At 35.8% G+C, this 26,371-nt stretch carries 17 protein-coding genes; 10 read left to right on the forward strand and 7 right to left on the reverse strand.

The window, feature by feature from the left end; all coding sequences use genetic code 11:
- The first annotated feature begins 25 nt into the window (after positions 1 to 25).
- The 8 genes from OA85_RS14020 (at position 26) to OA85_RS14055 (ending at position 16,321) form a co-directional block, all read left to right on the forward strand.
- Entirely contained in the window at positions 26 to 2,425 is a 2,400-nt protein-coding gene (locus OA85_RS14020; protein ID WP_039110411.1) for an alpha-xylosidase, read from the forward strand.
- Positions 2,426 to 2,508: 83 nt separating this feature from the next.
- Positions 2,509 to 4,515 (forward strand): glycoside hydrolase family 97 protein, encoded by a 2,007-nt coding sequence (locus OA85_RS14025; protein ID WP_039110412.1) that lies wholly within the window; start codon positions 2,509 to 2,511, stop codon positions 4,513 to 4,515.
- 149 nt (positions 4,516 to 4,664) lie between these two features.
- Positions 4,665 to 6,263, forward strand: a complete 1,599-nt coding sequence (locus tag OA85_RS14030) for a glycoside hydrolase (protein ID WP_039110414.1) — start codon at positions 4,665 to 4,667, stop codon at positions 6,261 to 6,263.
- Between the two features lie 107 nt (positions 6,264 to 6,370).
- Entirely contained in the window at positions 6,371 to 8,605 is a 2,235-nt protein-coding gene (locus OA85_RS14035) for a glycoside hydrolase family 3 C-terminal domain-containing protein (protein WP_039110415.1), read from the forward strand.
- 56 nt (positions 8,606 to 8,661) lie between these two features.
- Positions 8,662 to 10,170, forward strand: a complete 1,509-nt coding sequence (locus OA85_RS14040; protein ID WP_156129469.1) for a cellulase family glycosylhydrolase — start codon at positions 8,662 to 8,664, stop codon at positions 10,168 to 10,170.
- 203 nt (positions 10,171 to 10,373) lie between these two features.
- On the forward strand, positions 10,374 to 12,323 hold the full coding sequence (locus OA85_RS14045; RefSeq protein WP_039110416.1) for a sialate O-acetylesterase: 1,950 nt from the start codon (positions 10,374 to 10,376) through the stop codon (positions 12,321 to 12,323).
- A gap of 42 nt (positions 12,324 to 12,365) precedes the next feature.
- A complete protein-coding gene (locus OA85_RS14050; RefSeq protein WP_231557110.1) occupies positions 12,366 to 13,868 on the forward strand; it encodes a family 43 glycosylhydrolase in 1,503 nt (500 codons plus the stop codon).
- A 47-nt stretch (positions 13,869 to 13,915) separates the two neighbouring features.
- On the forward strand, positions 13,916 to 16,321 hold the full coding sequence (locus OA85_RS14055) for a glycoside hydrolase N-terminal domain-containing protein (protein ID WP_039110418.1): 2,406 nt from the start codon (positions 13,916 to 13,918) through the stop codon (positions 16,319 to 16,321).
- Between the two features lie 40 nt (positions 16,322 to 16,361).
- On the opposite strand, the gene OA85_RS14060 is transcribed toward OA85_RS14055, so the two are convergent.
- Positions 16,362 to 17,234, reverse strand: a complete 873-nt coding sequence (locus tag OA85_RS14060) for an AraC family transcriptional regulator (RefSeq protein ID WP_039110419.1) — start codon at positions 17,232 to 17,234, stop codon at positions 16,362 to 16,364.
- A 189-nt stretch (positions 17,235 to 17,423) separates the two neighbouring features.
- Between OA85_RS14060 and OA85_RS17085 the strand changes: the two genes are divergently transcribed.
- Positions 17,424 to 18,020, forward strand: coding sequence for a hypothetical protein (locus OA85_RS17085; RefSeq protein WP_052257266.1), 597 nt, complete (start codon positions 17,424 to 17,426; stop codon positions 18,018 to 18,020).
- 79 nt (positions 18,021 to 18,099) lie between these two features.
- On the opposite strand, the gene OA85_RS14070 is transcribed toward OA85_RS17085, so the two are convergent.
- Positions 18,100 to 19,092 (reverse strand): Gfo/Idh/MocA family protein, encoded by a 993-nt coding sequence (locus tag OA85_RS14070; RefSeq protein ID WP_039110420.1) that lies wholly within the window; start codon positions 19,090 to 19,092, stop codon positions 18,100 to 18,102.
- A 513-nt stretch (positions 19,093 to 19,605) separates the two neighbouring features.
- On the opposite strand from OA85_RS14070, the gene OA85_RS14075 reads away from it, so the two are divergent.
- Positions 19,606 to 20,316, forward strand: a complete 711-nt coding sequence (locus tag OA85_RS14075; RefSeq protein ID WP_039110421.1) for a hypothetical protein — start codon at positions 19,606 to 19,608, stop codon at positions 20,314 to 20,316.
- Between the two features lie 76 nt (positions 20,317 to 20,392).
- Here OA85_RS14075 and OA85_RS14080 read toward each other — a convergent pair whose 3' ends face one another.
- The 5 genes from OA85_RS14080 to nuoK form a co-directional block, all read right to left on the reverse strand.
- The gene (locus tag OA85_RS14080) at positions 20,393 to 21,109 is read right to left on the reverse strand and encodes a DsbA family protein (RefSeq protein WP_039110492.1); all 717 of its coding nucleotides are present in this window, start codon (positions 21,107 to 21,109) and stop codon (positions 20,393 to 20,395) included.
- A 204-nt stretch (positions 21,110 to 21,313) separates the two neighbouring features.
- Positions 21,314 to 22,684 carry an NADH-quinone oxidoreductase subunit N gene (locus OA85_RS14085; RefSeq protein WP_039110422.1) on the reverse strand — a complete coding sequence of 457 codons (1,371 nt, stop codon included), beginning with the start codon at positions 22,682 to 22,684 and terminating at the stop codon, positions 21,314 to 21,316.
- 12 nt (positions 22,685 to 22,696) lie between these two features.
- Complete coding sequence (locus tag OA85_RS14090) at positions 22,697 to 24,139, reverse strand: NuoM family protein (protein WP_039110423.1); 1,443 nt, start codon at positions 24,137 to 24,139, stop codon at positions 22,697 to 22,699.
- 9 nt (positions 24,140 to 24,148) lie between these two features.
- Entirely contained in the window at positions 24,149 to 26,044 is a 1,896-nt protein-coding gene (nuoL, locus tag OA85_RS14095; protein ID WP_039110493.1) for an NADH-quinone oxidoreductase subunit L, read from the reverse strand.
- 6 nt (positions 26,045 to 26,050) lie between these two features.
- Entirely contained in the window at positions 26,051 to 26,371 is a 321-nt protein-coding gene (nuoK, locus tag OA85_RS14100; protein ID WP_035668725.1) for an NADH-quinone oxidoreductase subunit NuoK, read from the reverse strand.

The following is a 26,371-nucleotide window of genomic DNA, read 5'->3' on the forward strand; positions in this document are numbered from 1 at the left end:
TTAAATAATATTAAAAAAGAACACAATGAAAAAAATACAGATAGCTTCCTTGTCTCTATTCATGGGTTTTAGTTTGCTAATTTCGCCAAAAGCGTCAGCACAAATTCAAAATGCAGATGTGCTTAACGCACCAATGGATATCAGCAAAGATTTTCAGAATTACCTGAACACGTTTTATTTTGCTGATGAGCTTACTAACTTTGACCCTCAAACAGGAAAAGGAACAGTAAAATATTTAAGATACAATTACCAAACACGTCAGGCATTCAACAATATGATGATGAAGCCTAGTCCGGTTGTAGCCAATGAATTCCCTGCTACCGAGTATGCAGCTTCACCTGAATTGCCTTTCCAAATTCAGTTTGTTTCAGACCGTACGTTGAGAATAAAAACTACTTCAGGACCACAATTTCGTCCTGAAAAAGAGTCTCTAATGCTAGTTGATGGGGTGGCTCCAAATCACCCGGAATTATGGAAATATTCTAAAATTGAAGGCGGTTATAAATTTACCAGTAAACATGGGTCGGTTGAAATTCAAACCAAACCTTGGCACGTAAAAATTTACGATGAAAAAGGAAAATTGTTAACAGGAACTCTTCATGATTCTGATTTTAAAAACACCTATACACCAACACTTCCGTTTTCGTTTGTGCGTAGAAACAGCGATTATTCCAGAAGTATGGGAGCTGCATTTAGCTTAGAGCCAGACGAAAAGATATTTGGTTGCGGAGAATCATTTACCCAATTTAACAAACGCGGTCAAAAAGTGGTTTTATGGGCTGATGATGCCAATGGTATTCAAAACGAAACAATGTACAAACCGGTTCCGTTTTATATGAGTAGCCGTGGGTATGGAGTTTTCATGCACCACTCTACTCCTATCACTGTTGATTTTGGAAAATATTTTGGCAGTGCCAATGAAATGTATATTGGTGACGATGAGGCCGATTTGTTTTTCTTCATTGGTGAACCAAAAGAAATACTGGATGAATACACTAATTTAACCGGAAAAGCTGCGATGCCACCACTTTGGTCATTTGGTTTTTGGATGAGCCGCATCACGTATTTCTCTGAAAAAGAAGGACGTCAAGTAGCTAAAGATTTACGCGCTTATAAAATCCCAACTGATGTAATTCACTTTGACACGGGTTGGTTTGATGTAGACTGGAGAAACAATTATGAGTTTTCTAAAGACCGTTTCCCAGATGCCGTGAAAATGATGTCGGACATGAAAGACGATGGTTTCCATGTGTGTTTATGGCAATTGCCTTATTTTTCACCAAAAAATACCTTGTTCAATGAAATCATGGACAAAAATCTAGCAGTAAGAGACCGTAAAGGAAACTTGCCTTATGAAGATGCAGTGTTGGATTTTTCGAACCCTGCAACTGTGACTTGGTATCAGGCCAAATTAAAACATTTGTTTGACCAAGGAGTTTCTGTATTCAAAGTTGATTTTGGAGAAGCTGCTCCGCCAGACGGAATTTACCATTCAGGTCGTACGGGTTTCTACGAGCACAATTTATACCCATTGCGTTATAATAAAGCCGTTGCCGAAATTACTCAAAAAGAAAAAGGATATACTTTAATCTGGGCCAGAAGTACATGGGCAGGTAGTCAACGGTATCCATTACACTGGGGTGGCGATGCTGAAACAAGTAATGGTGCAATGTCAGCCGAATTAAGAGGCGGACTTTCATTAGGATTAAGCGGATTCAGTTTTTGGAGTCATGATGTGGGAGGATTTGCAACCAAATCACCTGAGAATTTATACCGCAGATGGGCGCCGTTCGGAATGTTTACATCTCACGTAAGAAGCCACGGTGAGCCTCCGCGCGAACCTTGGTTGTACAGCAAAGACTTTTTGGAAGGATTCAGAAACGCCGATAATATGCGTTACGAATTAATGCCTTATATCTATGCGCAAGCCAAAGAAAGTTCTCAAAAAGGATTGCCGATGATGCGTGCTTTATTTCTTGAATATCCAAATGACCCGGGTGCTTGGTTGGTTGATAATGAATACTTATTTGGATCCAGTATGTTAGTGGCTCCTTTATTCGAAGAAGTTACTGAAAGAGATGTCTATCTTCCGGAAGGAACTTGGATTGATTACCAAACCAAACAAGTCTATCAAGGCGGATGGCATAAAATCAAAGCGGGTGCGATTCCAATCGTAGTTTTGGTTAGAGATGGTTCTGCGATTCCTCACATTGGATTGGCTCAATCTACAAAGGATATGGATTGGAGCAAATTAACTTTAAAAGTATACGCTACAGATGCTACCAATACTGCAACTGCTAAAGTATTCTTACCAGAAACTGATGCCGTACAAACGATTACAGTTTCTAAAAAAGGAAACAATTTCGAAACGACATCAAATCCATTAACTGGAAAAACCACTTTCAAAACCGAGTGGGTAAAATAAATAAGTTGAGTTAGTTTTAAATCGGGGAGTTAACAGTTCCTTAATTCCCTGATTTATAAAAAAGACAATTAAGAAATAATACGATGATAAAAAGACTGATACTCCCCGTTCTATTACTTTCAGTAGTTATAGGTAACGCTCAAGGCAAAAAGGCAAAATCCTACGAATTGACTTCTCCGGGAGGGCAAAATAAAATCAAATTTGAACTAGTAAATAGCGCTCCAAAATATGCGGTATCTCATGGAAAAACAGAAGTTATCACACCTTCTGATCTGGGTTTTTTATTAAAAAATAATGAAAATTTTAGTTCTAATTTCGAAATCACTAAAGTAGAAAAATCAACCTTCGATGAAACTTGGGAACAGGTTTGGGGAGAAAAGAAAAACATTAGAAACCATTACAATCAGTTAGTGGTTCAATTGCAACAAAAAAGCAAACAAAAACGCAAACTGGAAATTCAGTTCCGTGCTTTCGATGATGGAATTGCCTTTCGTTATGTATATCCAAAACAAGGTACAAAAGACAGTATTTTTATCATGGATGAGAAAACGACTTTCAACCTGAAACAAGATGGAAAAGCATGGTGGATCCCAGCTAATAGAGAAAACCGTGACGAATATCTTTTTAAAGATGCTCCCGTAAGTACCCTTGATACTGTTCTTACACCGCTGACTATTGAAAGTAAAAGCGGACTGGCATTGAGTTTCCACGAAGCAAATTTAGTAAATTTTGCAAGTATGACTTTGGTAAATACTACTGGAACACAACTTAAATCGGATCTCGTGCCTTGGGCTGATGGTGTAAAAGTACGGGTGAAAGATACTTTTACCTCTTCTTGGAGAACGTTACAAATTGCTGAGAAACCTACGGATTTGATTACTTCTTATCTGATTTTGAATTTGAACGAACCAAATAAACTAGCCAATACCAGTTACTTTAAACCCTACAAATATTTTGGGATTTGGTGGGGAATGCACATTGGAAAATACACCTTTTGGGAAAGTGAAAAGCAAGGAGCAACTACCAAACATGCTGAAGAATACATTGATTTTACAGCCAAAGAAGGATTCCATCATCTACTAATCGAAGGTTGGAACAAAGGTTGGACTCCTGCTTGGTATGAAAATAAAATGCACATGTTTAGTTTTACAAAAAGTGCCGATAACTTCGACCTGGAAAAAGTAGTGGAGTATGGAAAGAAAAATGATGTAGCGCTTATTGGCTACCACGAGACTGGTTCGAATTTGATTAATTACTTAAAAGAAATCGACGACGCTTTTGCTTTATACAAAAAACTAGGAATGCATTCGGTTAAGATTGGTCATGTAGGTTCTAAATTGAATATGAAACAATGGCATTTTGGGCAATTTGGAGTAAATTATTTCCGATATGTTTTGGAAAAAGCCGCCCAATATGATTTGGCTGTACTGTATCATGAGTCTATAAAAGATACTGGAGAACGTCGCACGTATCCAAATATGGTTTCAAGAGAAGCTGCGAGAGGACAGGAATACAATGCTTGGAGCGAAGGAAATCCACCAAATCACTTAACTATTATTCCTTTTACCAGATTACTTTCCGGACCTATGGATTATACACCAGGAATTTTTGATGTAGAGGTAAAACAAGGGTATCCGGGCAAAAGAGTTCACGGTACAACGGCACAACAATTGGCATTGTATGTAACTATTTATGCTCCAATTCAAATGATGGCAGACCTTCCTGAAAATTACGAAGGTAAACCAGCTTTACAATTCTTAAAAGACGTCCCTACAGATTGGGAAACTACTAAAGTCTTGAATGGAGAAATTGGACAATACATCACCACCGCTCGTAAAGACAGAAACAGTGCCGATTGGTTTTTAGGAAGTATCACCAATGAGAAAGCCAGACATTTAGCTATTCCTTTGACTTTTTTAGATGCTAAAGCCACTTACGAAGCACAGATTTATGCTGATGCGGAAGGTACTGATGAAACACACAATCCATCTGCAGTAGCTATTTCTAAAAAAACGGTAAAAGCTTCGGATGTATTGAAATTGCATTTAGGTGGTGCTGGAGGAACAGCCATCCGATTCAAAAAATTATAAATTATGATAACAGCAACGGATTAAAATCCGTTGCTACAATATGTCCCGTCTGCAGTGAACTCCTACATTGTGTGTTAGAGCCGTAGGCTCGGACAATTTTGTAGGGCTGGACTTTAGTCCAGTTTTTTAAAACAAAGAAACATTTCCAAATGAAAAAAAATGTATTTACCCTTATTTTTTTATTCCTCTTAACCCATATTTCGATATTTGGACAAGATACAAATGCCACAAAATCAACAGTTTACCGAACCATAAAAATCAATTATAATAAATCAGTGGGAGAATTGAACACCATGTTCAAAGAGTGCATTGGAGCAGGAAGAGCGAATGAAGGATTGCGTGCCGATTGGCAACAACAATTGGCTATGGTGAAAAAAGAATGTGATTTTAAATACATTCGAATGCATGGTTTATTAACAGATGACATGGCCGTTTACCGAGAAGACAATAAAGGAAATCCGGAATATAATTACCAGTACATTGACGCTTTGTACGATTTTCTTTTGAGCATCAAGATGAAGCCTTTCGTTGAATTAGGCTTTATGCCTTCTGCATTGGCGAGTGGAAATCAAACCATTTTTTGGTGGAAAGGAAATGTAACACCACCAAAAGATTATAAAAAATGGGAAGACTTAATTCGCAACTTGACACAACATTTTACAGAACGGTATGGAGCCGATGAAGTGAAAACTTGGTATTTTGAGGTTTGGAACGAACCCAATTTATCACCGGGTTTTTGGACAGGCACTCAGGCCGAATATTTCAAATTGTATGAGTATACCGCAAGAGCCATCAAAAGTGTAAATCCAGCTTACAAAGTGGGAGGTCCTGCCACAGCTGGAGCCGCTTGGGTTCCTGAAACCATCGAATTTTGCAGTAAAAACAATGTGCCGTTGGATTTTATTTCAACACATACTTACGGAGTAAAGCAAGGATTTTTAGATGAATTCGGAACCGCAGGAACCGTGTTGAATAAAGAGGAATCGAGTATAAGCGGAGATATAATTAATTCCCGTAAGCAAATTTCAAGTTCAGCTAAACCTAATCTGGAATTGCATTACACCGAATGGAGTTCGTCCTATACTCCTGCTGACCCAATCCATGACAGCTACCATTCTGCTGCGTATATTCTTCAAAAATTGAAACAAGTAGGAAACGCTGCGAACTCCATGTCTTATTGGGTTTTTACCGATATTTTCGAAGAAGCGGGTCCTCGATTTACGCCTTTTCATGGTGGATTCGGATTATTGAATACGCAAGGGATTAAGAAACCAGCCTATTTCTCTTATTATCTGCTAAACAAATTAGGGGAAACAGAACTTCAAAATACGGACACATCGTCTTGGGCAACCAAAAATGCAAAAGGAGATGTACAGTTGCTTTTTTGGGATTTTACTCACACGCTTCCTGATACTTCCATAAACAATCAGCAATACTACATTAAAGACTTACCGTCAAAACCAAAAGGAACTATAAAAATTGAAGTTACTGGGCTCCAAAAAGGAAAATATAATTTGGAGATAAGCAAAGTAGGATATAAAGTGAATGACGTTTACACGGATTATCTGGGGATAAATAAACCAAATCAATTGACTAAACAACAAGTCGATATCCTTAAAGAAAAAAATAATGGTTCGCCGATTGCAACAGAAACAGTAACAATTGATGGAAAAGGAATATATAGCAAAGATTTCAAGATTAATGAAAACGATGTACTGTTGCTGAATTTTGTAAAAACAATGAAGTAAAATTCTAAAAAATGAAATCTTTTTAATTTGGGCGTAACCCTCCAGATTTAAAAACAATTTAGACAACAATAGCCTAAAAAATAATTTAAAAATAAAATTAGCTACACATGAAATATAAAATAATCACATTATCCATCACATGCTCAGTAATGCTTTTGGCTGGATTCAATGCGAATTCTCAAACGGTTAAAAATAAAAAACAAACAAAAACGCTTCCAGCAAAATCTTTAAGCACTAAATACGATGCCGAAATTGACAAGTTGATTTCAAAAATGACCCTTGAGGAAAAAATAGGTATGCTACATGGTAACAGTATGTTTTCAACTGGTGGTGTAAAACGCTTGGGCATTCCAGAATTAAAAATGGCCGATGGTCCATTAGGAGTTCGGGAAGAAATTTCTCGTGATAACTGGTCAGCAGCAGGTTGGAACAACGATTTTGCTACATACTATCCTTCTGGTGGAGGTCTGGCAGCAACTTGGAATACTGATTTAGCTTATACATTTGGGAATAGTTTAGGTCAGGAATTGCGCGCCAGAGACAAAGATATGTTACTGTCCCCTGCGATTAATATCGTCAGAACACCACTTGGAGGCAGAACATATGAATATATGTCCGAAGATCCGTTTTTGAACAAAAAAATTGCAGTACCATTAATTGTTGGTTTACAAGACAATGACGTTATGGCTTGCGTAAAACACTTTGCTGCCAATAACCAAGAAACCAATCGTGATTTTGTTGATGTACAGATTGACGAACGCACCCTTCGTGAAATTTATCTACCAGCATTCGAAGCGTCTATAAAAGAGGCTCACGCTTACAGTGTCATGGGAGCTTATAACAAGTTTAGAGGCGAATATTTATGTGAAAATAATTATATGCTCAATACCATTTTGCGCGACGAATGGGGATTTAAAGGAATTGTTGTTTCTGATTGGGCTGCCGTTCATACTACCGTAAAAACGTTGAAAAACGGATTGGATATTGAAATGGGAACTCCAAAAGCTTTCAACGATTTTTTCTTGGCCGATAAACTAATCGCAGCAACTAAGGCTGGCGAAATTTCAGAAGCCGAAATCAACATTCATGTAAAACGAATACTAGGGGCCTTATTTCAAGTAAAAGCTATGGGAGCTAAAGACCGTTCAAAAGGCAGCATTGCAACCGAAGCACATTATCAAGACGCCTACAAAATCGCATCAGAAGCTGTAGTTTTATTAAAAAACGAAAATAATGCCTTGCCATTAAAATTGAATGGCGTAAAATCTATCGCTGTAATTGGAAACAATGCAACCAAGAAAAATGCTTTGGGCGGATTTGGTGCAGGAGTTAAAACAAAAAGAGAGATTACGCCTTTAGAAGGTTTAAAAAATAGATTGCCAAGCTCCATCAAAATCAATTATGCCGAAGGATATTTAGAGCGTTATGAAGTAAAAAATAAAGGGAATTTAGGAGATATTACCATGAATGGTCCAGTAACTATTGACCAATTGGATCCGGCTAAATTAGAGGAAGCTATTGAAGCTGCTAAAAATTCAGATGTAGCTATTGTTTTTGCAGGTTCCAACCGTGATTACGAAACCGAAGCTTCGGATCGTAGAAACTTGAATCTCCCTTTCGGGCAAGAAGAATTGATTAAAAAAATAGTTGCCGTTAATCCCAAAACCATTGTGGTTTTGATTGCCGGAGCTCCTTTTGACATCGAAGAAATAAAAAACAAAACATCGGCTTTGGTTTGGAGTTGGTTCAATGGTTCCGAAGGTGGAAACGCCTTGGCAGATGTATTGTTAGGAACAGTAAATCCTTCTGGAAAATTGCCTTGGACAATGCCTAAAAACATTATGGATTCACCAGCACATGCGACAAACAGTTTTCCTGGCGACAAAACGGTTAACTATGCCGAAGGAATTCTGGTAGGATACCGTTGGTTTGACACTAAAAAAACAGAGCCTCTTTATCCTTTTGGCTACGGATTGTCTTACACCACTTTTGCTTTCGACAATGCTAAAACAGACAAAAAAGTATACAGTGTGAATGAAACGATTACAGTTTCATTAACCGTTAAAAATACCGGAAAAGTGGATGGTAAAGAAGTAGTACAATTGTATACTTCTAAATCGGATTCGAAAATTACGCGTGCTGCCCAAGAATTAAAAGGCTTCCAAAAAGTATTGGTTGCAGCTGGAAATTCTCAAGCCATAACAATTCAGGTTCCAGTAAAAGAATTGGCATACTATAATGTTGCCACTAAAAAATGGACTGTGGAACCAGGAAATTACATTTTAAAATTAGGAAGTTCTTCTCGTGATATTAAAGAAGATGTTGTCGTAACTATCAAATAAGAATCACTCTAACACTAATTATTTCTTCTTTATTTGAAACTCGAAAATCTATTAAAATGAAAAAAACAGTAAGTCACCACGTATTCCCTTTTATTTTAAGTTTATTCTTATTAGCAATTTGTGCTTGTAGTAAAGACACTCCAGCTAAAGTGGTATTAGCTAAATCCCTTACTGTAGACACCAACAAAATAGAGTTTCAAAGCATAGTAAATAGTATTGGTGTGACTATTACAAGCAATGTTGATGCTTGGACCATTAGTAGCTCAGATACAAGTTGGATAACGTTGAGCCAAGTCTCGGGAAATTCAGGTACAACTTTGGTTAATATATCAGCCTCAGAAAATACAAGTAGCGCTGTACGCTCAGCAGTTATAACTATAAAATCAAGCCAAGCTCCCTCAGTTCAAATTAATTTGACGCAACTTGGAGCTGCACCTGTTGTCGCTACCGAACTTTATCCAAGCTACAACACAAATCCTATTGCAGCCGATGTGTCTGGAATGAGTAGTACTGCCGATCAGCTTGCTGCCAAAATAAAATTAGGTTGGAACATAGGAAATACACTTGAGGCAACTGGCGGAGAAACCGCTTGGGGAAATCCAAAGGTTACAAAAGCATTGATTGATTTGGTTAAGGCAAATGGTTTTAATGCGATTCGAATTCCTTGTTCTTGGAATCAAAATTTGGCCAATACCAGCACTGCTCAAATAAAAACAGAATGGCTAAATAGAGTTAAAGAAGTCGTTCAATACTGCGTTGATAATGACATGTATGTAATTGTCAATATTCATTGGGATGGCGGATGGCTTGAAAATAATTGTACAGAAGCCCAAAAAGAAGCCAATAATGCCAAACAAAAGGCCTTTTGGGAACAAATTGCAACTCAATTACGTGGTTTTGATGAGCATTTACTTTTTGCCAGTGCCAATGAACCAAATGTGGACAACGCAACTCAAATGGCGGTCTTAACATCGTATCATCAAACGTTTATTGATGCGGTTCGTGCTACAGGAGGTAAAAATGCGTATCGTACATTGGTCGTTCAAGGGCCAGCAACGGATATTGAAAAAACAAATAAACTAATGGTGACTTTGCCAACCGATAAAATAGCGAATCGCATGATGGTTGAAGTGCATTATTATACCCCTTATCAATTTTGTCTGATGGACAAGGATGCATCTTGGGGCAAAATGTTTTATTATTGGGGGGCGAATTATCACTCCACAACTGACACCGAAAGAAACGCAACTTGGGGAGAAGAAGCCGATTTAGATAAACTTTTCTTGTCGATGAAAACGCAATTTGTAGACAAAGGAATTCCTGTTGTCTTAGGAGAGTTTGCCGCCATTCGACGTGATTTGACAGGTGACGCATTGACTTTGCACTTGGCATCAAGAGCCTATTTTTTAAAATATGTTGTAAAACAAGCCAAAGCAAACGGGATTTTACCTTTTTATTGGGATGCTGGAAATACAGGTGTTAATGCCTCGGCTATCTTTGACCGAACCAACAATACCGTATTTGACACTCAGGCTTTAACTGGATTGCTTGATGGATTGAAGTAAATTAATGGCTATATTCTAAAACAAATAGTATTAAATTTAACCACTTAAGAAAATAAGGTCATTTAAGTTAGAATGCAAAAAGCAAAACTTATATGACAACCCTTTTCATAGCTGCGGTTGTTATTTTATTACCTGTTTGAAAGAGATGTAAGTTGATAATGCTGTTTGTTATAGAATTAAGCGTAATTTTTAAAATATAAAAAATGAAAAAAAGTATCGTATTTCTTTTTCTGATTGCTAGCATAATGGCAAATGCCAATGTTCGAATGCCTTTGTTGTTTTCTGACGGAATGGTTTTACAACGCAACAAAGAAATTCCGGTTTGGGGTTGGGCTGATGCCAATGAAAAAATCGCAGTCCATTTCAATAAACAAACCAAAACCATCAAAGCCGATGCAACCGGGAAATGGATGGTTCGATTGGATTCTGAAAAAGCAGGAGGTCCTTTTGAATTAACCATTACAGGAAAAAACAAAATCATCATAAAAGATGTTTTGGTTGGTGAAGTTTGGATTTGCAGCGGACAATCGAATATGGAATTTCAAATGTATAAAACGATGAATTCCGAAAAGGAAATGGCCGATTCTGATTATCCGATGATTCGTCATTTTGGTGTAGCACAAGATTTGAGCGGTTCACCAAAAGAAGATTTAAAAGCAGGAAAATGGGCCATTTGTAGCAAAGAAACGGTGAGTGATTTTACGGCTGTAGGTTACTTTTTTGCCAAAAAATTATATGCCGAATTAAAAATCCCAATCGGAATCATAAACACCTCTTGGGGCGGAACTTGCGTAGAAACTTGGACGAGCCGCCAAGCATTCGAAAAAAATGCTGAGTTTAAAGATATGATTGCCGATGTGCCAATGCTGAATATGGATTCTATTTCAAAATTGTATGCAAAAACAATGAGAGAGAGAGTCGAAAAAATTCAAGGAACCGAAGTTAATACCGCCAACGAAACCACTTTTAAAGAATTAACATTTAATGATGCCAGTTGGGCAGAACTTAACGTCCCTGGATTATGGGAAAACCAGCCATTGGGTGATTTGGACGGTGTAGTTTGGATGCGAAAAACAATAACCCTTTCGGCTGAAGATATTAAAAACGGAACGACTTTAAGTTTATCCAAAATTGATGATGAAGATATCACTTATGTAAACGGAATTGAAGTGGGAAGAAATACCCTTTGGGATGCCAAAAGAGTCTATACAATCCCGGAAAATATATTGAAAGAAGGCAAAAATCTTATTGCTGTAAGAGTAGTCGATAACAGCGGTGGCGGTGGAATATACGGAGAATCATCTGATTTGAAACTGACTCTGGGCAGCAAAATAATTCCTTTGGAAGGGAAATGGAAGTATAAAGTGATTGTTGTAAAAACCGCTTTGTCTCCCAATAGTTACCCTTCGTTGTTATACAATGCGATGGTCAATCCATTAATCCCGTATGCTTTTCAAGGCGTTTTATGGTATCAGGGTGAAGCCAATGTGTGGAGAGCCAAACAATATAAAAAAGCATTTCCATTGATGATAACTGATTGGAGAACCAAATGGAAGCAAGGCGATTTCCCTTTTTATTTTGTACAATTATCCACCTTCAATGAGTTTAATGGCAATAGTAAAAACGGTAGTAAATGGGCAGAACTGCGCGAAGCACAATCGCAAACCTTACAATTGCCAAACACCGGAATGGCGGTAACAACAGATGTTGGTAATGCCAAAGACATTCATCCCACAAACAAACAAGATGTTGGAAAACGATTGGCTGCGATTGCTCTGAACAATGTTTATGGTAAAAAAATGATTTATAGCGGACCAACTTACAAATCCTTAGAAATAAAAGGAAACCAAATAATTCTAACCTTTGATAATATCGGTAGCGGATTGACAACTTTTGATAATAGTGAAAATTTAAAAGGATTTGAAATAGCAGGTGCTGATAAAATTTTCTATGCCTCAAAAGCGATTATCAAGGATAATAAAGTAATAGTTTCTAATGAAATGGTACCAAATCCAATTGCGATTCATTACGGTTGGGCAGATGATGATACAGCGATAAACCTTTTCAATAAAGAAAAATTTCCTGCATCGCCTTTCCGAACAGATGATTGGGAAATGATTACAGCGAATGAAAAATATAAAGTTAGCAAGTAATTTAAGATTATAATCTTACAATGAAATTGTGAATTATCAATTATGAAAAAAACGATTCTATTATTTATATTTTCCATGTCAATTGGAATTAATGCACAGCGCCAAAGCATCAAAGTTAGTAATGAGTTTTATCAAAACCCCATATTTGCTGGAGATTATCCTGATCCGTCAATAATTAGAGATGGAGAAGATTACTATATTGTACATTCTTCATTCAATTATTATCCTGGATTACTAATTTGGACTTCCAAAGATTTAGTGAACTGGAAGCCTGTTACACACGCTCTCAAAAAAAGCGTAGGTTCAGTATGGGCTCCTGATTTGGTAAAATACAACAACAAATTTTATATCTACTTTCCGGCAAATGAAACTAATTATGTGGTATGGGCAGATGCTATAAATGGCCCTTGGAGTGATCCTATAGACTTAAAAATCGGTAATATTGATCCGGGACATTTTCTCGATGAAAATGGGAACCGATTCCTTTATTTCAGTAATGGGAATTATGTCCCGCTAGCCAAAGATGGTCTTTCAGTAGCTGGTGCTGGTAAACATGTTTATGATGGATGGAAAATACCAACGGAATGGTCTATTGAGTGTTTTTGCATGGAGGGTCCCAAAGTTTTAAAGCGAGGGAATTATTATTATCTTACTGTTGCCGAAGGTGGAACTGCAGGTCCAGCCACAAGTCATATGGTGATATCAGCAAGATCCAAATCGCCTTTGGGACCTTGGGAAAATTCACCGTATAACCCGATTATCAGAACAAAAGACAGTTTCGAAAAATGGTGGTCTAAAGGTCATGCAACACTGATTGACGACGTTAATGGAAAATGGTGGATGGTTTTTCACGGTTATGAAAATGGCTATTATAACATGGGACGTCAGACGCTTCTGCAACCTATAGAATGGACTAGTGATGGTTGGTATAAAAGCCCTGAAGCAATAAAAACGGAAGAGCCAACTAAAAAACCGGCAGGTCAATCTATAAAAAATAATTTCTCACTTTCCGATACTTTTTCAGGTACAGAGCTTAAACCACAATGGCAATTCTTTAATGAATATGATGCCAAAAGATTTAAACTCACTAAAGATGGAATCCAAATTAAAGCCAAAGGAAACGGTATTGGTGAAAGTTCTCCTCTATTATGTACCCCTTCTGATCATTCTTATTCCGCTGAAATTGAAGTCGAAATAGAAGGTGATGCTACGGCTGGGTTAATTCTCTTTTATGACAGTAAACTTTATACAGGAATAGCTGCCGATAAAGAGAATGTATTGGCTATACTTAGATCATGGCAATTCCCTACTCAAAAAGGGATCAACAAAACACATCTATTTCTTCGCTTGGAAAAGAAAGAACAACTCGTAAATATGTTTTATAGCATTAATGGAAAAGAGTGGATGAAAATTGAAAATTCTGCGGAAGTATCCTCATTCAATCATAATGTATTGAGTGGTTTTATGAGTCTTCGATTAGGGCTTTCTGCTGTTGGGGAAGGTCAGGTTACTTTTAAAAACTTTATTTATAAACCGACTTATTAAATAACAACCAATTAATTTTTAAGTTTGAATCAAATAATTATCTACATATGAAATTAAGCTTCTTAAAAAAACTATTTCTAGTTTTCATCTGTTCCTTTTTCAGTGGAAAAGTTGTAGCTCAATCCAATCATATTCTGTGGTACAACCAACCAGCTGATTTTTTTGAAGAAAGTCTGGTTTTAGGAAATGGAAAAATGGGAGCAACGGTTTTTGGGGGGGTAAATTTGGATAAAATTTATTTGAATGACATCACACTTTGGTCGGGAGAACCTGTAAATGCCAACATGAACCCTGAAGCGTATAAAAACATACCCGCAATTCGGGAAGCATTAAAAAACGAAAATTACAAACTTGCCGACGAATTGAATAAAAAAATTCAAGGTAAAAATTCCGAATCGTATGCACCGCTGGGCACTATGGAAATTAATAATCATCACTCTGGAAAAGCTTCGAATTATTATAGAGAATTGGATATTTCCAATGCCGTTTCCAAAGTTAGTTATGAAATTAATGGCGTAAAATTCACACGAGAATATTTTGTTACTGCTCCAGACCAAATCATGGTAATCAAATTGACCAGTAGTCAAAAAGGAGCGTTAAATTTTGATATCAATTCTAATAGTTTATTGAAATTCAAAACAGAAACTAAAAATAATGTACTTACAATGAATGGCTTTGCGCCTATTCACGAAAACCCAGGTTATCAAGTGGTGCCATCTTTTCTTTTGGAAAAAGACAGAGGAACACGATTTACAACTCTGATAAAAATTAAAAATACGGATGGAACAATTGTAAGTTCTGATACGAGTTTGGGATTAAAAAACGGTACCGAAGCTTTAATTTATGTATCAATTGCAACGAGCTTTAATGGCTTTGACAAGAATCCTACTGCCGAAGGACTAAACGATAAAGCGATTGCATTAGCCAATTTGAACAAAGCATTTATAAAATCATTCGATAAATTAAAACAATCCCATACCGCCGATTATCAAAAATTTTACAATCGGGTTAGTTTAAATCTAGGAAAAACAACAGCGCCAGCTTTACCTACAGACGAGCGTTTGTTGCGCTACTCAGAAGGAAAAGAAGATAAAAATCTAGAAGTTTTGTATTTCAATTACGGACGTTATTTGTTGATTAGCAGTTCCAGAACCCAAGGTGTTCCTGCCAATTTACAAGGGCTTTGGAATCCATACCTAAACCCGCCTTGGAGTTGTAATTACACGATGAACATCAATCTCGAAGAGAATTATTGGCTTGCCGAAAACACCAATCTTTCAGAAATGCATATTCCGCTTTTGAGTTTTATAAAAAACCTTTCGGTAACGGGTAAAGTGACCGCTAAGACTTTTTATGGTTGCAATGGTTGGGCTGCAGCCCATAATTCAGATATTTGGGCGATGACTAATCCTGTTGGGAACTTCGGAAAAGAAGACCCAAGTTGGGCTTGTTGGCCAATTTCTGGTGCTTGGTTAAGCACTCATATTTGGGAACATTATGTCTTTACCCAAGATAAAACTTATTTAAAAAACGAAGGATACCCTATTATGAAAGGAGCGTCTCAATTCTTTTTAGAATGGATGATAACGGATAAAAATGGCTATTTAATTACATCGCCATCAACATCTCCGGAAAACAAATACATTGCGCCTGATGGTTTTATTGGTGCCACGATGTATGGCGGAACTGCAGATTTGGCGATGATTCGGGAATGTTTTGATAAAACAATTAAAGCTTCAAAAGTGTTAAATATTGATACTGAATTTAGAGCAAAACTCGAAACAGCACTTTCAAAATTCTATCCGTATCAAATAGGTAAAAAAGGAAACCTGCAAGAATGGTATTTTGATTGGAATGACGAAGACCCAAAACACCGCCATCAGTCACACTTGTTTGACCTTTTTCCTGGTGATCACATCACACCATTAAAAACACCGGAGTTAGCCAATGCTTCCAGACAAACGCTTGAAATAAAAGGAGATGAAACAACAGGTTGGTCTAAAGGCTGGCGTATTAATCTTTGGGCAAGACTTTGGGACGGCAATCATGCCTATAAAATGTTCCGAGAATTGCTTCGTTATGTAGATCCAGATGGAAAAAAAACAGAAAAGTCAAGAAGAGGTGGCGGAACCTATCCTAATTTATTCGATGCGCATCCTCCTTTTCAAATAGATGGAAATTTTGGTGGTGCTGCCGCAGTTGCAGAAATGCTAGTCCAATCTAACATAAATGAAATCAGATTACTTCCAGCCCTACCCGATGCCTGGGAAAATGGTTCAATAAAAGGAATTTGTGCCAGAGGAGGATTTGAAGTTTCGATGGAATGGAGCAATAAAACGGTGAAAAAAATAACTGTTTTTTCTAAAAATGGTGGAAATACAACGCTTATTAATGGAGACAAAACCAAAAAAGTTACTTTGAAAAAAGGACAGAAAATAGAATTAATCTGGTAATATTTAATTTTAAGACATTTCAACTTACTTTTGAAATTCTTTATTTAAGCACTGAACTAAGTTCTTGACGGTATTGCGAAGCACTTTTACCTGTAAACTCCTTGAATGATTTATTGAAATAGCTGAAATTATTGAAACCACTTTCAAAACAGATTTCAGTAATGCTTATGGGTTTTTCTGCCAGTAGTTTAGAAGCGTGGACCAAACGATAATCATTTACAAAATGAGTAAATGTTTTATTGGTAATTTTTTTAAAATACCGACAAAAAGAAGGCACAGTCATACTTACCAAAACAGCCACTTCTTCTAGTGTAATATGTTCCTGAAAATTATCTTTCACATAATTAAAAACCGCATTAATACGATCATTATCCTGCATCTGCATTTCCATTCTAAATCCATCTGCATTCAAAACGGTATATTCATTAGATAATTCCAGTTCATTGAGAATACTTAACATGGTCAGCAACTTTTCAAAATGCGGCTGTTTTTCCATAGATTCTATTTTTTTCCCAATATTCTTTTTAGTTTCTCCTTCAAAAGCAATTCCGGCTTTGGCTTGACTAAAAAGATTCCGAATATTCTTCATTTCGGAAATATCAAAAAAATCATTCCCCAGGAAATCTGGTTTCATCTGTATGACCGTTTCATTTTTATTCCCAGTCTCTTCGTTGGTAAACCCACAATGAGGCAAGTTACTCCCTATAAGTATTAGGTCTCCATCAGTATAATAGGATATATGGCTCCCTATTTGTCGTTTCCCAGATCCTCCATTTACAAAGACCAATTCGATTTCTGGATGATAATGCCATAAATGTGCCTTACTGTTTGCATTTTCAACATATTGAGAAAAGCAAAAGGAACTCCCGAAGGATGGGGCTATAATTTCAAAGGCAGGCGGTACTATTTTCATCGACTACGTATTTAGAATTAGTACAAAATTACCTAAAACAGACACACGATTATCTTTTTTAACCTTAATCGATTTCGTAAAAGGTAAAATAGCACATAAATTAGAAAATCCTGTACTACTTCATAATGAATCTCTTAGGGTAATTTAGCATCAGATAAATAATCAATTATAAATCTAAACATTTACATTATGAAAAAGATTTTAAAATTTAGTTTAGTATTAGCTGCAGTAGCATTAACTGCCGTAGAAGCACATGCAGGGAACACTGATTTCTCATTAGATTTAAAAAAAGAAGAAGGAAAGACTGTTAGTTTTACTTTAAGAGAAATCAAGAAAATCGACTTGTCGATTTATGACACCAGTGAAAATTTAATTTATCAAGAAAATGTTACTTCTGACGACGATATTAACAGAACATATGATTTAACGGCTTTCCCTGACGGGGTATATTACTTACAAGCTGAAAGCGACCTTAAAATCTCAAAGTATAAAATTGAGGTTGTTGGTAAAGTAGCTAAATTATCTGCTGATGCTGTTTCTGAAGTTTATAAACCATCTTTAACAACTAAAAATGGAATAATAACACTTAACATGTTAAACGTTTCTCAAACTCCAGTTACTGTTAAAATTTATAACTCAAATGATATAGAGGTATATAAAGAAACCTTACCTTCTGAAATAAATGTGGGTAAACTATTTGATGTAAGTAACATTGGAGGAGACAGATGCACGTTTGTGATAACTTCTAACGGGAAAACTTTTATAGAAACCGTTGATGTTAAATAGTGATTAAATAAATTGTAGTAATTTGAGAAGGCTGTCTTTTTGGGATAGCCTTTTTTTTGTTTTAAACTATTTTAAATTGCTAAAGGTTTCCTATAATTTTATCCATAACCCAACTAGTATGAGCGCCGGTTAATCCCGTTGAAGGATGTTTACTATTCCCAAGAAGATGTTCCCGCATTTGCTTTGCATGAAACAACTGAATATTTTCAGGATGTTCAATAGAGACTTCATTTTTTCCTTGCTCACTAGAAAGTACTAAGGGCTCATTTTCAAAGACAGAGAATGTAATTTTTCCTTTACTTCCAAAAATTTCGACTTTATCTTCCCGCTCATAACACCCAAAGTTCCAACTTCCAGTTCCAGTAATTCCAGATTCATGAACCCAACAAGCTGTAGCGGCATCTTTGGCAGAATACAATCCCTGTTGATTAAGACTTATACCTGAAACCTCTTTTATATTTCCTAAAAGATGAATAAACAAATCCAGTCCATGACTCGCCAAATCATCAAAATACCCCCCAGTAGCAATCTCAGAATCAGTTCTCCAATTGTATTCTCCAGATAAATCTTGAGCTGTTGCAGGTTTACTCAAATGCCATCTTATGTGTCTGATAGCACCAATGCTATTAGCATCCAGCCATGTTTTTATTTGTTCAAAACGAGGAAGTGTACGTCTATAATATGCAACAAACAAAGGGATATTTTTTTCTTCAAAAGCCTCATAAATGGCGAGACTATCTTGGTAATTTGGTGCCAAAGGTTTTTCGATACAACAAATTTTCCCGGCTTGAGCCACTTTAAGTCCGTAATATTTATGGGTATCCGGAGGTGTCGCAATATAAATCGCGTCAATTTCTGGATCATTAATTAAGTCATCTCCATTAGTGTAAAATTTATCTATTCCATGTCTTTTAGCATAATCAGCGGCTTTGTCAGCATCTCTTCGCATCACTGCTTCGATTATAAACCCTTCCGTTTTCTGGTAAGCAGGACCACTTTTCACTTCAGTAACATTACCACATCCTAATATTCCCCAACGAATTACTTTTGTACTTTCACTACTGTTAATCATTTTCTATAGTTTTAAAACTAATGCTACTTATAGTATTAGTTTATTTCTTTTTGTCAAGTCAATCTGGTCATTACACATACCTTATTTGCAGACAAAACACACCATTAAGGTTAAAGTAAATTTAAATATTTATTGGCAAAGACAAAACATTCATCAAAGTTATTTGACAAATATTAGAAATAAAAATGTCTTTTCATTTTAGTCTTTTCATTGCTGTAGTAACTATTATCGGTCGTTGAATTATATAAAAAGTCAAGAAAAAATATCCTTAAAGGGAAATTACACTTAAAAAAAACATAAATATTCGTCCCTTAAAAATTATATTATTTGTTTATTTTCAAATTTCAACGTATTGATTTTAAGTATTTTAATTCCTAAAAAATAATTCAAAGTTCATAAGGTCAAAACCGTTATTCAAAACTTTGGCACGCTACTTGGATATACCTAATCAAATAAGTAAAAAAGCGTAAGCCGAAAAGCTCGAGAGTAGGCAAAACCCAAATTATATTGATTATGAAAAAAATTACCCTTTTAGTAGCTAGTATCTTCCTTATTGGAGGTGGTGTAGCGAATGCAACAGAAAAAACGAATTTTTCTCTTGAGAGAAGATCACCTGTTGATTTTAGAAATGCGGAACCAATTGTGTTCACCGAAAGAGGAATCGAATTTTTTGTATTTCCTGACGGACAATTTGATTTCAATACACGTCCATCAACAAGTAGCGATATGTATTATAAATCAACCCGAACAAGTGCTGTAAATAAAACGTATGGTGCGCCCACAAATTATCGAAATGAAAATTACGGTGTAAAAGTGGAACATGATAATTCTGGTAAAGTAAGACGTATTGGAAATGTATTTATCAACTATGATTCAAATGATAGAATCAAACGAGTTGGTTCCGTATACATGACTTACAACCGTTATGCATTAGAACAAGTAGGTGGATTGCAAATTATCTACAACCGTCGCGGTCAAATTGTTGATATTGTAGGAAGTGTAAAAGGACGTAGAGCGAATGAATACAGCCAAAACAACTATGGTAATAATGATCGTGATTATAGAAATAATCAAAATAACGATGACAACGACAATCGTGATTATGGAAACACCCAAAATTCAAATGATCAAGATCAATACTATTATAGAACTAATGGTACAAAAAACAAAATCGAAGACGCTAAAGTAACAGGAAGTTTAGATATTAGAGTAGATAAAAGATAATTAGTTTGTTATAAAAGGTTATTTAAAAAAGTCCCGTTGGTATTCGTATCAACGGGACTCTTGTTTGAATTTCGTTTTAGTCACAACCATTGATGTCGCAACTATTTTCGGTTGTAGTATTCAGCAAAGTAACTTTAGACTCAAATTTACCTTCTTCCCATACTTTATCTAACGTTTTCAGAAAAGCGGCTGCGGGTTGCGCTCCAGAAATTGCATATTTATTTTCGAAAACGAAAAAGGGAACACCTTGAACACCTATTGAGTTTGCCGCTACAATATCTTGCTGTACTTCATTTGCAAAAGCATCAGAATATAACACTTGTTTAATTTCTTCCGCTTCGAGTCCAACTTCAAGCCCTAATTCGGTTAAGGTATTTAAATCGTTAACGTTCTTGCCATCGGTTAAATACGCTTTGAATAATAATTCTTCTAAATCATTTGCAAGATTGTACTTTTTAGCCAAATGCAACAGACGATGTGCATTCCATGAATTCGCCAGAACTGCTTTTTCAAAATGAAAATCCAATCCTGCTGTCTTTGCATTTTGAGTCATGTTATCGAGCATATTTTGAGCCCAATCATTGTCTTTTCTGTATTTTTCTGCCAAATGTTCTACCATATTGTCCTCCGGAGAGGCGATAAAACTCGCATCCAGTTGATAACTTTTCCACTCAATCTCTACAGCTTCTTTATGTTCGAAATTTTGCAAAGCTTCTTCTATTCTTCTTTTTCCTATATAACAAAACGGACACATGATATCCGACCAAATTTGTATTTTTAATTTATTTTCCATCTTCATTTATTTAATTAAAATTCGCAATTGATTCTATAAGACAAAATTAATCTATTCTGTTTTGAGCTTTTTGAGTTTTGGAATTTTATTATAGATACCCGAATAGCAAATATTTATTACAATCCAGAAAACAGGACATCCATGAAACCAAAAAAACCATCAAAATTGCTCTTGATGGTTTTTGTATATTTTTTAAAATTTGGCTTATCCCAATAAATCCAAAACAAAAGACGGAAACAAACCTAAGGCAATATTCAAAATAATCGCTATAACGGCAACGGCATAAATAATAACCGGAGTTCCTTTTCTTTCTTCGTTTGGTTCTTTAGTATACATCGCCAAAATCAATTTGAAATAGTAACCAACGCTTATGATAGAATTCACAACTGCTACGATTACTAAAGCCAAATAACCTGCTTGAATCGTTTGATTGAACAAAACCAATTTGGCAAAGAAACCAGCAAAAATTGGAATACCAGCCATAGAAAGTAAAGCGGCTGTAAGAATCGCTGCTAACAACGGATTAGTTTTCCCTAAACCGTGGAAATTCACAATATCTTCGTTATCTCTATTTTTACAAACATATAAAATCACACTAAAAGCCGCTATTCCTGATAAAGAATACGCTGATGCATAATACAACAAACTACCCGCTGAAGTGGACAAACTCAATAAAGTCATCAACATAAACCCTGCGTGCGAAACTCCTGAAAAAGCCAGCATACGTTTCACGTTTGTTTGTCTTAAGGCCATGATATTACCAACAGTCATGGAAGCCATAGAAATAACGACTACAATAGTTTTAAATGCTTCCGAAATATCAGCATTCATAACGTAAAGTAATTTGTATAAAGTAGCCATAGCAACTACTTTTGCCAAAGTACTCATCAATGCAGTTGTCAATGCAGGAGAACCTTCGTAAACGTCCGGTGCCCAAAAATGAAAAGGAACTGCTGCAACTTTAAATAACATCCCAATGGTTAACAATACAATCCCAATTGGAAACCAAATTGGCAATTCAGCCGATTGTGATAATTCACTTATTTCAGTAACGTCAAAACTCCCCATCGCTCCGTAAATCAAGCAAATACCAAAAAGAATGATTCCCGAAGCAAAAGATCCCATTAAGAAATACTTCATTCCCGCTTCGTTACTTTTTAAATTCATACGGTCACTTGCTGCAAGAATATAAAGTGATATAGATAATACTTCGATTCCCAGAAAGAACATCGCTAAATTTCCAAAAGAAACCATCGCTACTGCTCCCGCCAATAAAAACACTTTTATCGCAATAAAATCAGAAATTTTAGATTGATGATTTTCGTAAAAATTATGTCCTAAAGCCACTAAGAAAATAGTAAGCACAATAAACAAAGAAGAAAACACAGTTGAAAATTTACTGACAATAATCATATTGTTATAGTAACTCTGTGTAGAATTAAATTCAGATATCGTTAAACCAAGAACTGCCAATAATCCAATAATCGTTATTGGAACAATGGCTTTCCTTAAATTAAAAATTTCAAATAAAAGGCATAAAACACCTAATCCTATTATAGCTATTAATGTATTCATTTTTTATTTGACTTAGTTAATTCGGTTTATTTGAGTTAAAATTTCTTCAAGACTTGGTGTGATCAAATCAATGATTGGTTTTGGATACATTCCAAAAAAGAATAGGACAGCAATGACAATTACCAAAGTTATTCCTTCATTGATCGTTACATCAGCAAAAAGTTTTGAATTGGTTTCGCCTAACATAGCGTGTTGAAACATTTTCAACATATAATACGCTCCTAAAATTATAGTTGATCCCCCTAAAATGGCAAACCATATATTAATTTGTGAAAGACTGTATAAAACGGTGAATTCTCCAACAAAGTTAAAAGTAGTTGGCAAAGCAACAGATGCCAAAACCAAAATCAAAAACATGGAGGTGAATTTTGGTGTTTGCGCACGAATACCTCCCATTTCAGCAATTACTCTGGTTTCATATCTTCTGAAAATAATCTCAGCTACAAAAAACAATCCAACAACCACAAAACCGTGTGCAATCATTTGTAAAACTGCTCCACGCAATCCATCTAATGTTAAGGTGTATGTTCCGGCAGCTATTAATCCTACGTGTGCCAAGGAAGAATACGCTAATAATTTCTTCAAGTCTTTTTGTCTCAAGGCTACAATTGAACCATAAATTACACCTGCAATTCCAAGTCCAATAAAGATAAACATGTATTCTTTAGCAGCAAGTGGCGCTAGCGGTAATTGCCAACGGATAACGCTGTACAATCCCATTTTTAACATAATTCCCGATAAAAGCATCGTTCCAACAGTTGGTGCTTTTTGGTACACATTAGCCTGCCAAGTGTGGAAAGGAATCAATGGAATCTTAATTGCATACGCCAAGAAGAAAGCCAGGAATATCCATAATTGCTCGGCTGCTGATAAATTCAATTTGTATAAATCTTCCAATAAAAGGCTACCTGCTTTTTGATACATATAAACAAAAGCAACAAGCATAAATAATGATCCTGCAAGCGTGTAGATAAAGAATTTAACTACCGCTTTTTTGCGTTCTTCCGTATCTCCGTTACCCCATATTAATGCGATGAAATAAATAGGAATCAATGATAACTCCCAGAAAATATAATATAAAAGACCGTCTGATGCTAAGAATGTTCCTGCCATTGCAAATGACATAAACAAGATTAATGCATAAAATGATTTTGAATTTTTATAGTCATTCCCAAAAGAAGAGAAAATAATAATTGGAGTCAAAACCGTAGTCAATAAAAGCATTGCCAGGGAAAGTCCATCTGCTTTTAAAGCAAAAGAAATATTAGGTTTTGTAATCCACTGTTTGATGAAACTGATATTTTCACCTAAATTATAGTGATTTAATAATACAATAGAACAGCCTGCAGCAGCCAACCCAAAGAACAAAGCCACTTTTGAAGCTAGTTTATCGCCTGCAAGAAAAGTTGCAAACGCACCAACTAAAAGTATAATTAATATTAGAGATACATTCATAGTATAAGATTATTGAGCTAAAAATAAATAAGAAACAATGGCACAAAGCCCTAATACGAAAACAAAAAGATAAAGACCAATGCTTCCATTTTGTATTTTCTTTCCTTGGTAACTTATTTCGTTGGTAACTTTTCCGAATCCAAAAACCAAAGCTGATAAACCCGTTTCTATAGTGTCTCTGAAAAAACCAGACAAGACATTAATTGGTTTAACAAAAATAGCATCATAGAATTCATCAACATAATATTTATTGTAAAGTACTTTAGAAAACCCTGTGATTTCAGCATCTTCTCTAGGAACTGTGTTTTGTTTGATGTATTTGGCGTAAGCCAAACCAATTCCTACCAATCCACCCACGACTGCGATAGCCATCAACATATATTCTGTGGTTCCTAAATGGTGCTCAGCATTCAATAATTTCGGTAAAATAGGCGTTAAATACCCATTCAACCAACTATTACCCGGCAAACTGATTAACCCACCTATTGTTGCCAATATCGCTAAAACGATTAAAGGAAAAGTAATCAAAGAAGGACTTTCATGTAAATGGTGTTTTTGCTCCTCCGTTCCTCTGAATTCTTGGAAGAACGTTAAAAACATCAATCTAAACATATAGAAAGCAGTCATTATAGACGCAACCGAAGCAACAACCCATAATGGAATTGTATGTTCGAAAGCCACTAATAATATTTCATCTTTAGAGAAAAACCCAGAGAACAATGGAACTCCAGAAATCGCTAATGAAGCAATTAACATGGTGATAAAAGTAATTGGCATCGCTTTTTTCAAACCACCCATTTTGCGCATGTCTTGTTCTCCATGTAAAGCGTGAATAACAGAACCAGAACCCAAGAACAAACAAGCTTTGAAAAAAGCGTGTGTGATTACATGGAAAACAGCCACTTCATAAGCACCTAAACCTAAAGCCAAAAACATTAATCCCAATTGAGAAACAGTTGAATAAGCTAAGACTTTCTTAATATCATTTTGAACCAAACCAATTGTTGCGGCAACTAAAGCTGTAACTGCTCCAACAATCGCTATAATATCATTTACCAAATGCATACTCGGTAAATCAAGACTATATAAAAAGTTTAATCTGGTTATCATAAAAATACCTGCAGTAACCATTGTAGCCGCGTGAATCAATGCTGAAACCGGTGTTGGTCCAGCCATCGCATCCGGCAACCAAGTATATAATGGTATTTGTGCTGATTTACCACAAGCTCCAATAAATAGAGCAAAAGCGGCAACTCCAATCCAATAGCTATTTAAATTGGTAGCTGTTGAAATAGCCGTTTTTAATGTAGCAAAATCTAACGTCGAGAATAAGCTTCCAAGGATGAAAATTCCAACTAGCAGACCTAAATCTCCAATTCGATTCATGATAAAAGCTTTCTTAGCTGCATCATTAAAATCTTGGTTTTTATGCCAAAATCCAATCAGCAAATAAGAACAAAGACCTACGCCTTCCCATCCGATGAACATTACTAATAAGTTACTTCCTATTACTAAAGTGATCATGAAAAATATAAACAGATTCAAATACGCAAAGAACTTGTGCATATTTTCATCATCGTGCATGTAACTGATAGAATACAAATGAATCAAAGATCCAATTCCGGTTACAAAAAGCAACCATAAAATTGACAATTGATCTAATTGAAATCCGAAATCGACTTTGAAATTACTGATTTGAATCCAGTCAAAAAGTGAAATATGAATTCCTTCCGGTTGTGCCGAAATTCCACTGAAGAAATAAGCGGTAGCAATAAAAGAAACCACTACAGAAAGTGTCCCAATTATTCCAGAAAGCGATTTCCCCAGACTTTTTCCAAAGAAAACATTGATTAAAAATCCTAAAAAAGGAGCAAGAACTAAAACTAAAGCTATATTGGTATTCATTTCCATTTATCCTTTTAAGTTTTTTAAATTATCGATAGTAATTGAGCCTAAGTTTCTAAATATTGAAACTAGAATTGCTAATCCTACCGCAACTTCTGCAGCTGCAACAGCCATCGAGAAAAACACAAAAACTTGTCCTTGCGCATCTTGATGATAGGTAGAAAATGCCACAAACAATAAGTTTACTGCATTCAGCATTATTTCAATTGACATAAATACGATAATGGCATTTCGTCTGTATAACACTCCAAAAACGCCAATACAAAAAAGTATCACGCACAGGAATATATAATTTTCTATACCTATTTGATTTAAAATATTGTTCAT

It is taken from the genome of Flavobacterium sp. AED (assembly GCF_000812945.1).
Lineage (GTDB): Bacteria > Bacteroidota > Bacteroidia > Flavobacteriales > Flavobacteriaceae > Flavobacterium.

Coding starts and splice junctions, on each gene's coding strand:
- OA85_RS14020 (WP_039110411.1), top strand. CDS start 26: ATGAAAAAAATACAGATAGCTTCCTTGTCTCTATTCATGGGTTTTAGT.
- OA85_RS14025 (WP_039110412.1), top strand. CDS start 2,509: ATGATAAAAAGACTGATACTCCCCGTTCTATTACTTTCAGTAGTTATA.
- OA85_RS14030 (WP_039110414.1), top strand. CDS start 4,665: ATGAAAAAAAATGTATTTACCCTTATTTTTTTATTCCTCTTAACCCAT.
- OA85_RS14035 (WP_039110415.1), top strand. CDS start 6,371: ATGAAATATAAAATAATCACATTATCCATCACATGCTCAGTAATGCTT.
- OA85_RS14040 (WP_156129469.1), top strand. CDS start 8,662: ATGAAAAAAACAGTAAGTCACCACGTATTCCCTTTTATTTTAAGTTTA.
- OA85_RS14045 (WP_039110416.1), top strand. CDS start 10,374: ATGAAAAAAAGTATCGTATTTCTTTTTCTGATTGCTAGCATAATGGCA.
- OA85_RS14050 (WP_231557110.1), top strand. CDS start 12,366: ATGAAAAAAACGATTCTATTATTTATATTTTCCATGTCAATTGGAATT.
- OA85_RS14055 (WP_039110418.1), top strand. CDS start 13,916: ATGAAATTAAGCTTCTTAAAAAAACTATTTCTAGTTTTCATCTGTTCC.
- OA85_RS14060 (WP_039110419.1), bottom strand. CDS start 17,234: ATGAAAATAGTACCGCCTGCCTTTGAAATTATAGCCCCATCCTTCGGG.
- OA85_RS17085 (WP_052257266.1), top strand. CDS start 17,424: ATGAAAAAGATTTTAAAATTTAGTTTAGTATTAGCTGCAGTAGCATTA.
- OA85_RS14070 (WP_039110420.1), bottom strand. CDS start 19,092: ATGATTAACAGTAGTGAAAGTACAAAAGTAATTCGTTGGGGAATATTA.
- OA85_RS14075 (WP_039110421.1), top strand. CDS start 19,606: ATGAAAAAAATTACCCTTTTAGTAGCTAGTATCTTCCTTATTGGAGGT.
- OA85_RS14080 (WP_039110492.1), bottom strand. CDS start 21,109: ATGGAAAATAAATTAAAAATACAAATTTGGTCGGATATCATGTGTCCG.
- OA85_RS14085 (WP_039110422.1), bottom strand. CDS start 22,684: ATGAATACATTAATAGCTATAATAGGATTAGGTGTTTTATGCCTTTTA.
- OA85_RS14090 (WP_039110423.1), bottom strand. CDS start 24,139: ATGAATGTATCTCTAATATTAATTATACTTTTAGTTGGTGCGTTTGCA.
- nuoL (WP_039110493.1), bottom strand. CDS start 26,044: ATGAATACCAATATAGCTTTAGTTTTAGTTCTTGCTCCTTTTTTAGGA.
- nuoK (WP_035668725.1), bottom strand. CDS start 26,371: ATGAACAATATTTTAAATCAAATAGGTATAGAAAATTATATATTCCTG.